An 8,540-nucleotide genomic window follows, 5' to 3' on the forward strand; every position below is an offset into this window, starting at 1 on the left:
CGGCACGCGCGGTCGCCGCCACCGCCCCGGCGGCGGCAAGGCCGAGCCGCGCAGCGGCGTCGCCCGCGCCGTCGAGCGCGAAGAGGAGGGCGCTCTGGAGCCCTTCGGGATCGGTGATGGTGACGCCGTCGCCCGCCTTGAGCGCGAAGGCCGCGCACCCCCGCCCGCACCGTGTGGCGGCGCAGGGCGCCGGGCGGGAGGGCGGGAGCGGGCGTGACGACGGCGTCCATGCGCTAGCCTTTCTCGACCGTGGCGAGCAGCCGGTAGCTGCCGCGGAAATAGAGCAGCGGGCTGCCCTCGTCCTCCACGTGGAGATGCACCACGCGGCCGACGAAGATGACGTGGTCGCCGCCGTCATAATGCGCGTAGGGCACGCACTCGAAGGTGGCGAGCGTGGGCCTGAGCTTGGGAGCGCCGGTGACGCCCTTGACCCAGTCGATGCCGGCGAACTTGTCGGCACCGGGGCGCGAGAAGCTGTTGGAGATCGCCTCCTGGCCCTCCAGCAGGATGTTCACCGCATAGGCCTCCACCTTCTCGAAGCGCGGCAGCGAGAGCAGGCCGCGCGCCATGGAGAACAGGATCAGCGGCGGGTCCAGGGAGACGGAGGAGAACGAGTTCACCGTCACCCCCATGGGGCCTTCCTCGTCATGGGCCGCCACCACGGCGATGCCGGTGGCGAAGCGGCCCAAAGCGTTGCGCAGTTCGCGCGGATCGAAACGGGCGTCGAGATCAATGGCGGTCATGGCAATGGCTCTCTCGAATATGGATCCACGCCGCTATTGTAAGACAATTTCGCTCCGCCTGCATGACCCGCGCCGCGCCCACCATCCCGCCGTCGCCCTCCGGCTCGACCGGCGGGCCCATGGCCCGCCCATCCCAAGCCGCCGCGAACGGATGCTCCGGTCAAGCCGGAGCAGGACGGCTGTTTTTGGTCCACACCTCGCCCTTTTGCCCCTCTCGCCGTGTGGGAGAGGGCAGGGTGAGGGGTGTCATGGCCCTGCGGGAGAGGGGACACCCCGCGCGCGCGGACCCCTCACCCGCCTCGCTCCGCTCGGCACCCTCTCCCACAAGGGGAGAGGGGAACCGCGCCGCCGCTTCCACTTTGCCGCCGCCGCAGCCGCCCCTCACGCCACCTTGGCCGGCTCAATCTCCGCCAGCAGCTTCTCGGCGAAGGCGCGCTTTTCCGCGTCGTCCATCTTCTTGATCTCGTTGTTGAGCACCCGGTGGTTGATGGACTTGTTCCAATAGTCCAGCACCTCGAAGCCGAGCAGCGAGGCCTTGCCGACGAACTGGCGCAGCACCTCGTTGGTGGGCCCCATCACCCAGCCGGCCTTGCCGTCGCGCAGATAGCGCTCGATCTGCAGCGCCGGACGGAAGCCGGTGCCGCCGGTGGCGTGGAGCATCTTGTCCACCACGTGGGCGACGTTCTTGGCCGCCTCGAACTTCACCTGCCACAGCCAGTGCAGCAGGCTGGCGCGCGGCAGCGCGTCGAGGTCCTTGTGGATCGACCAGTCGCAATTGTTGGTCACGGCGTCGAGCGCCTGCGCCATCTGGAAGTCGAAGGCGCGGCAGGCGTTCGTGTCCATGATCGCCTCGCCCACATAGTCCTGGATGGTGGGATAGTCGGCGACGCGCATGCCCACGTCATTGTGGGTCTTGCGGGTGGTGTGGCGCTTGGCGATGTCGATGACCGCGAGCGAAATGCCGTTCCAGCAGGCGGACGAACAGGTGAGGAAGAACGGGTCCACCACCTCGTCATTGGACTTCGCACCGTCGCCGATCGGGCCGACCATGGCCTCCTTCGCCAGGATGGCGTTCTCCACCACGATGGGTCCGGACTGGTTACCCCTGAGGCCGAGGCCGTCCCACTCGGAGGGGTTGGCCTTCACCGCGTCCTTGGTGACGAGGAAGCAGGAGAGGTCGGAATAGTCGCCGGAGAAGCCGGGGCTGGTGGTCTGCACGATATACCAGTCGGCAAAGCCCCCGGAGGTGGTCCAGGAGGCCTTCTTGGTCACCTTCCAGCCGTCGCCATGGGCTTCGGCCTTCGACGAGATCGGGTACCAGAAGTGCGAGCCGGTCTCGGGGTCGGAATAAGAGAGCGTGCCGATCAGCACGTCGGCGTCCAGCCGCTTCAGGATGTCGGTGAGCAGCGGGTTGTCGTGGTGGCGCAGGAGCGCCGCCGCCACCGCGCCGAGATGCATGGTGTAGCACATGGCGGTGGAGGGGCAGCCGTAGCGGGCGATGGTCTCCACCACCATGGCGGCGCACACATGATTTTCGCCGAGGCCGCCCAGTTCCTTGGGCACGTTGAGCGAGAGCAGGCCGAGCGAGGCCAGCGCCTCGAAATTCTTGCGCGGATAGATGTAGTCCGCGTCGCTTTCGATGGCGTTGGCGCGCAGGGTGGATTCGCACAGCGCGATGAGCTGCGCCTGCAGCGCCTTCTGGGCCGGCGAGAGCAGCCATTGGGGGTCCCACTCGAATCCGAGGCCCCAGAACGGCTCCGCGCCCCACATCTTGGTTTCGGACATCACCTGGCTCCAGCTGCCTCTGCCGCGGGTCCCTGACCCGGCCGTTGAAGGTGGCCGCCTGTTCTCCTGAGTGAATTTTTTGACGGCGTAGAAACAAGATGCCACCGGAGCCGCAACGTTCAAGTCGAAGAATTGGGCAACCACGGATGAAATATTGGGCGTACCGCGACACAGGTGTGGATTGGCCGGGATTGTGCCGCGCAAGGATCGGGCAAAGAGCGCAAAAAATTTCTTCTCCGGAAAAGTAATTGACACAGAAGAGCGCGCCGACAAGGATGCGCGGCCGGAGCGGCACCGCAGGCGCGCGGCGCCCGGCAATCGCGGGACACGCAGGGGGAAGGCATGACCGAGACCGTCTGGAGGCAATCCATCCTCAACGGGCGTCACCGGGAGCTGGGCTCGAGGCTCGAAGAGTCCTGGAACAACATGGCCATCCCGCAGCATTACGCCACCGATCCCTATCTGGAGACGGAGGCGGTGCGCTATCGCGCCGGCCTCATCGACGTCTCGGCGCTGAAGATCATCACTGTCTCCGGCACGGACGCCCTCGCCTTCCTCAACCGGCTTCTGACCGCCGACATCGCCAAGATTCCCGCCGGCCGCTCCATGATCTCCTCCATCGTCGACGACGAGGGCGGGCTGATCGACGACGTGCTGGTCTATGTGGACGGGCCGAACGCATTCCGCCTGTCCCATGGCGGCGGCGCGCTGGAGGAGGCGCTGCCCGAGGTGGCGAAGGACTTCGACGTCGCCTTCGCGCGCGACGACGACGTGCACATCCTCTCGCTCCAGGGGCCGCTGGCGCTCGACATCCTCAGCCCCCACACGCCCATGGACCTGAAGGCGCTCCCCTATTTCGGCCATGGCAAGACCACGCTGTTCGGCACGCCGGTCTCGCTGGCGCGCGGCGGCTATTCGGCCGAGCGCGGCTACGAGGTGTTCTGCGCGGCGCAGGACGCGGTGGCGCTCTGGGACAAGATCCTGGAAGCCGGCAAGCCCTTCGGCGCCATGGCAGTCTCGTGGGACTGCCTCGACATCGTGCGGGTGGAAGGCGCGCTGCTCTTCTTCCCGTTCGACATGCCGCACACGGACACCACGCCCTTCGAGGTGCTGATGGACTGGTCGGTGGACCTGTCCAAGCCGGACTTCCGCGGCAAGGCGGCGCTGGTGAAGCGCAAGGGCACCGAGCGCACCCATCAGGCCGGCCTCGAGGTGCTGGCGCCCAAGGCGGTCACGCCCGGCGCGAAGATCTTCAAGGACGGGGAGGAGGTCGGCGTGGTGAATTCCACCACCTACAGCCGCCACCTCATGAAGTCGCTGGCGCTGGTCTCGCTCATCCCCACCGTGACGGCGCTGGGCACCGCGCTGACCGTCACGGACGGGGACGCGACCTTCGAGGCCAATGTGGTGCGCACGCCGTTCTACGATCCCATGCGCCTGCGCACCCACCCGCTGGAGGAGCGCGGCTGAGCATGGATCAGCGCGCCGGCGGCGCAACGGGCGGCCGCAGCAGCGCCACCAGTTCCGATTGGCGGTGGACCCCGCACTTGCGGAACACCGCCTTGAGGTGACCCCGCACGGTGCTGTCCGACAGGCCCAGCGCCGCGGCGATCGCGCCGACCTCCGCGCCGTCGGCGAGCATGCGGGCCACCCGCGCCTCGGCCGGCGTCAGGTCGAACAGCGCCTGGATCAGCGCGGCGTCGAGGGTTGCCGTCGCCCCCAGTTCGCTCACCACCAGCAGCGCGCCGGCACCGGCAAAGACATCGTGCGCGCTGCGGCGCATGGGCACCACATGGACCACGAGCGGGCCGTGCTCCTCGCCCGCCCGCACCGGGATCGAACCCACCGCCTTCGACCACAGATCGCGATGAAGGCGCCCCAGCGCCTCGCCGAGCAGCGTGTCCGCGCCGCGCTCGATGAGGCCGAGGCGGACGCGGCGGTCCAGGAACACCGTGCCGAGGAACCGGCCGAAGGCGGGATTGGCGTCGATCATCCGCCCGCCCGGCGCCACGGTGGCCGCCGGAATGCCGAGCGTGGTGAAGGCATTGAGGGTCGCCGCGAGCCGCTCCAGCGCGAGACGTGTGGAGGCCACCGCCGCCCGCGCCACATGGGGCTTCATGCCGAGCAGCCAGCGCACGGCATCGTCGCCGAACGCCGCCTCGGTGCCGGGCCGCTCCAGGCTGAGGATGGTGAAGGCATCGTCCGGCAGCGGCTGCTTCAGCGCCACAGACCAGCCGACGCCGTAGCTGCGCACGGTCTGGAAATAGGGAAGCGTCTCGATCTCCTCCGCCGTGAAGAAATCCTGGTCGCGCACCACCGGCAGGTCCGGCCGCGCCATGGCCCGCTCGATGCGGGGATTGTAGCCCATGGCGCCGGAGGCGACCCACTCGTCGAACTTGGCCTTCAGGTTCGGCGAGGCGAAGCCGTGCGTCTGGCCGGCACGGGCCATGAACATCACCGCGCCGATGCCGCCGACCTGCGCGCCGCACCGGGCGATGGCTTCGGGCCACAATTCGGGCAGCACCGCCGCCTCGTAGAGACCGTCCAGGACATCGAGATCGTCGAATGCCGCCATCGCCGCCTTGCCACCCCGTGCCGGCCGCGCACCGGAAGCGGACCGGAAGCGAAAGGTACAACCGCAGGACACCGTGCTTCAACCGAGATTCGCCGCAACCCCTTGGGCGGGCAAGGCCGCAGCCGTGCTATGTCTGCGCCGACGAACCCCACCAAAAGGGACGCAAGCCGTATGACGACGCCGAACGAGACGCAGACCCCGCCTTTTTCCTATGCCCGCTTCCAGGAGACCGCGCCGGCGGCGGTGGCGGCGCTGCGTGCCCTCACCAAGTCGGTGGAGGATGCGGGGCTGGAGAAGGACCTGATCGAGATCGTCAAGCTGCGCGTGTCGCAGATCAATGGCTGCGCCTTCTGCCTCGCCTTCCACCTCGACGTGGCGCGCCGGCTGGGGATCGCCCAGGACAAGCTCGACCTCGTCGCCGCCTGGCGCGACGCGCCGGTGTTCTCGGCCCGCGAGCGCGCTGCGCTCGCCTTCGCCGAACGGGTGACGCTGATGGCCGCGGCGCCGGTCACGGCGGACGCCCACACGGCGCTGCTGGCGGAATTCTCCGAGGCGGAGGCGATGCACCTGATGGTGTCCGTCGCCACCATCAATGCCTGGAACCGGATCGCCGGCGGCCTGCATTTCCCGCCTCTGGCGCCGCGCCGCGCTTGAACCTCCCGGGCACGCAAAGGCCCGGCCGGGGGACCGGCCGGGCCTCGTCTTCGGGACCGCCTCAGAGCGGCTTGAGATTGGCCTCGATCTGCGCCCGGCGCCCTTCGAGGAAGGGCGGCAGCGACAGGCTCTCGCCCAGCGTCGCCAGCGGCTCGTCGGCGGTGAAGCCGGGCTCGTCGGTGGCAAGCTCGAACAGGACGCCGTTGGGCTCGCGGAAATAGAGCGAGCGGAAGTAGAAGCGGTCCACCTTGCCCGAGTTCGGGATGCGCAGCTCCTTCAGCCGCGCCGCCCAGTCGTCATACTGGTCGAAGGTGGGCACGCGGAACGCCACATGGTGCACCGAGCCGGCGCCCTGGACGGCCGGCTCCAGGCCCGGCTCCACCTTCACGTGAAGCTCGGCGGCGGGGCCGCCCTCGCCCATCTCGAACACATGGACCGCGCGCCCGTCCTCGCTGGCATATTCGCGCACCTGCTTGAGGCCCATGACCTCCTTCAGGATGACGCCGGTGGAGCGCAGGTCCGGCACCGACATGGTGATCGGCCCGAGGCCGCGCACCTGGTGCGGCGCGGGGACTGGGCTCTTCTCCCACGGCACGCCGGGACCCTTGCCGCCGTCCACCACGAGGCCGAGGCGCTGGCCCTCGAAATCCTCGAACAGGATCTGGTTGCGCCCGTCGCGGGTCTCGATGCCGCCATGGGCGACGCCCGCATCGGCGAGACGGCCGGCCCAGAAATCGAGCGCCGCATCGTCCGCGACCCGCAGATGGGTGCGCACGATGGAATGCGTGCCGCGCCGCTCGCGCGCCACCGGCCAGTCGAAGAAGGTGAGGTCGGTGCCGGGATTGGCGAGGCCGTCCGCGTAGAACAGATGGTAGGCCGAGGTGTCGTCCTGGTTCACGGTCTTCTTCACCAGCCGCATGCCGAGCGTGCCGGTATAGAAGCGGTGGTTGGCGGCGGCCTGGGCGGTCACGGCGGTGAGATGGTGGATGCCTGTGAGCTGCATGGTGTCCTCCGGGCGGAGGCCTGCCTCCGCGTCTGTCTCCCCCGAGATAGGCCGGGCCGCCCAGCGTTGCGAGGGCGCGGAACGCAAGCGGGATTTGCGCAGGCGCAATCCTACTAATGATCTGCCGCATCATTTTCGGCGTTGGCGCAATCAACTCCGCCGCCTGACAACCTTGCGTTAACCCTTTTTTCAACCTCCGCGCCGCTGCGGCTGGAAATCGTCGATTGCGCAACCCGCCTCAGGCTCTGCTATAGGCAAGGGCAAGGGGGAACCCAAGTGGCTGTGACCATGTGTGAGGACGTCGCGCCGCGGCGCGCGGAAGCGGGGATGGGACGCCGGGCCGCGGCATTGGGCGCCGCGCGTCGTCGTCGCGCTCGCGCTTGCCCTGGGGCTCGGCGGATGCGCCGACCGGCCCGGCCCCGATGCCCTCACCCCGATCGCCATGACCGCCGTCCCCGGCGCCAAGCCGCAGACCATTCTGGTCGCCTCCACCCGTGCCCGCGACCCGCGGCCCGGAACCTTCTACAATGGCGAGCGCGCGCCGCTCTCCTTCGCCACGGTGCAGATGTCCGTGCCGCCGGCCCACAAGCCGGGCGCGATCGAATGGCCGAAGGCGCAGCCCGGCAATCCCGAGACCGACATGGTGGTGCGCGAGGCCATCTATCGCGACACGCCGCAGCAATTCCTCGCCGAGCTGAACGCCGAGCTGGCGAAGCGGCCGAAGGGGCAGAAGAAGGTCTTCGTCTTCATCCACGGCTACAACACGCAATATGCCGAGGCGCTCTACCGGCTGTCGCAGATGGCGGCGGATTCCGGCGGCGAGGGCGTGCCGTTGCTGTTCACCTGGGCCTCGCGCGCCACCACCGAGGCCTATGTCTACGACAACAACAGCGCCACCGCGGCGCGCGACGCGCTGGAGGAGACGCTGCGCCTCGCCTTCGCCAGCAATGCCGAAGAGGTCTCGCTCCTCGCCCACTCCATGGGCAATTGGGTGACGGTGGAGGCGCTGCGCCAGATCCGCATCTCCGGCAAGGGGCTGCCGGTGGAGCGCGTCGGCCAGGTGATCCTCGCCGCGCCCGACATCGACGTGGACGTGTTCAAGTCCCAGCTGAAGCGCTTCGGCAAGCCGGCGAAGCCGTTCGTGGTGATCGTCTCGCGCGACGACAAGGCGCTGGGCTTCTCGGACTTCATCGCCGGCGGCAAGACCCGCCTCGGCGCCTACACCAACGACACCGAGCTGGTGGACCTCGGCGCCGTGGTCATCGACATGACCGACGTGAAGGCGCTGGACAGCTTCAACCACGGCAAGTTCGCCCAGCTGGCCGCCATGGCGCCGGAACTGCGCGGCCGGCTGGCGCAGCAGGCGGGCTCGGGCGCCCTGCCCTCCACGGTGCAGATGGAGGGCGTGCACATCGTCGGCCTGGACCGGGTCTCCGCCATTCCCGGCGCCCAGCCCGCCCCAGCCCCGGCGCCGGCCGCGGCACAATAGGCGCTCGCTCCAGAGACGCACCGGCGCGCCGCGGGCTTCTCTCGCGGCGACAGCTGGTCTAAAGCCGTCGGCCCATGGCCTATTCCGTGAAAGAGATGTTCAAGACGCTCCAGGGCGAGGGCGCCCAGGCCGGGCGCGCGGCCGTGTTCTGCCGCTTCGCGGGCTGCAACCTGTGGTCCGGGCGCGAGGAGCACCGCGCCGAGGCGCAGTGCCGCTTCTGCGACACCGACTTCGGTCGGCACGGAGGGCGAAGGCGGCGGACGCTTTGCCGACGCGGCCGAGCTGGCGCGG

At 69.1% G+C, this 8,540-nt stretch carries 8 protein-coding genes and 1 pseudogene; 5 read left to right on the plus strand and 4 right to left on the minus strand.

The window, feature by feature from the left end:
- Positions 1-217 (plus strand): hypothetical protein (locus AC2W7M_RS14385; protein ID WP_486132943.1); only part of this gene is annotated, 217 nt, incomplete at its 5' end.
- 16 nt (positions 218-233) lie between these two features.
- On the opposite strand, the gene AC2W7M_RS14390 is transcribed toward AC2W7M_RS14385, so the two are convergent.
- Positions 234-743 (minus strand): flavin reductase family protein, encoded by a 510-nt coding sequence (locus tag AC2W7M_RS14390; protein WP_486132944.1) that lies wholly within the window; start codon positions 741-743, stop codon positions 234-236.
- Positions 744-1,124: 381 nt separating this feature from the next.
- Entirely contained in the window at positions 1,125-2,528 is a 1,404-nt protein-coding gene (locus tag AC2W7M_RS14395) for an acyl-CoA dehydrogenase family protein (protein WP_486132945.1), read from the minus strand.
- A gap of 342 nt (positions 2,529-2,870) precedes the next feature.
- On the opposite strand from AC2W7M_RS14395, the gene AC2W7M_RS14400 reads away from it, so the two are divergent.
- On the plus strand, positions 2,871-3,998 hold the full coding sequence (locus tag AC2W7M_RS14400; RefSeq protein WP_486132946.1) for an aminomethyl transferase family protein: 1,128 nt from the start codon (positions 2,871-2,873) through the stop codon (positions 3,996-3,998).
- Between the two features lie 7 nt (positions 3,999-4,005).
- Here the strand turns inward: AC2W7M_RS14400 and AC2W7M_RS14405 are convergent, their stop codons facing one another.
- The gene (locus AC2W7M_RS14405; protein ID WP_486132947.1) at positions 4,006-5,103 is read right to left on the minus strand and encodes a helix-turn-helix transcriptional regulator; all 1,098 of its coding nucleotides are present in this window, start codon (positions 5,101-5,103) and stop codon (positions 4,006-4,008) included.
- A gap of 171 nt (positions 5,104-5,274) precedes the next feature.
- Between AC2W7M_RS14405 and AC2W7M_RS14410 the strand changes: the two genes are divergently transcribed.
- The gene (locus AC2W7M_RS14410; protein ID WP_486132948.1) at positions 5,275-5,757 is read left to right on the plus strand and encodes a carboxymuconolactone decarboxylase family protein; all 483 of its coding nucleotides are present in this window, start codon (positions 5,275-5,277) and stop codon (positions 5,755-5,757) included.
- A gap of 61 nt (positions 5,758-5,818) precedes the next feature.
- Here AC2W7M_RS14410 and AC2W7M_RS14415 read toward each other — a convergent pair whose 3' ends face one another.
- Positions 5,819-6,760, minus strand: a complete 942-nt coding sequence (locus tag AC2W7M_RS14415; RefSeq protein ID WP_486132949.1) for a ring-cleaving dioxygenase — start codon at positions 6,758-6,760, stop codon at positions 5,819-5,821.
- Between the two features lie 442 nt (positions 6,761-7,202).
- On the opposite strand from AC2W7M_RS14415, the gene AC2W7M_RS14420 reads away from it, so the two are divergent.
- Entirely contained in the window at positions 7,203-8,249 is a 1,047-nt protein-coding gene (locus AC2W7M_RS14420) for an alpha/beta hydrolase (RefSeq protein WP_486132950.1), read from the plus strand.
- A 74-nt stretch (positions 8,250-8,323) separates the two neighbouring features.
- Positions 8,324-8,540: pseudogene (locus AC2W7M_RS14425) on the plus strand (7-carboxy-7-deazaguanine synthase); the annotation flags it as partial.

The organism is Xanthobacter sp. BG11Y11_SDJG (assembly GCF_057364445.1).

Excerpts from the sequence above, each read along its gene's own strand:
- AC2W7M_RS14390 (WP_486132944.1), bottom strand. The coding sequence starts at position 743 with ATGACCGCCATTGATCTCGACGCCCGTTTCGATCCGCGCGAACTGCGC.
- AC2W7M_RS14395 (WP_486132945.1), bottom strand. The coding sequence starts at position 2,528 with ATGTCCGAAACCAAGATGTGGGGCGCGGAGCCGTTCTGGGGCCTCGGA.
- AC2W7M_RS14400 (WP_486132946.1), top strand. The coding sequence starts at position 2,871 with ATGACCGAGACCGTCTGGAGGCAATCCATCCTCAACGGGCGTCACCGG.
- AC2W7M_RS14405 (WP_486132947.1), bottom strand. The coding sequence starts at position 5,103 with ATGGCGGCATTCGACGATCTCGATGTCCTGGACGGTCTCTACGAGGCG.
- AC2W7M_RS14410 (WP_486132948.1), top strand. The coding sequence starts at position 5,275 with ATGACGACGCCGAACGAGACGCAGACCCCGCCTTTTTCCTATGCCCGC.
- AC2W7M_RS14415 (WP_486132949.1), bottom strand. The coding sequence starts at position 6,760 with ATGCAGCTCACAGGCATCCACCATCTCACCGCCGTGACCGCCCAGGCC.
- AC2W7M_RS14420 (WP_486132950.1), top strand. The coding sequence starts at position 7,203 with ATGACCGCCGTCCCCGGCGCCAAGCCGCAGACCATTCTGGTCGCCTCC.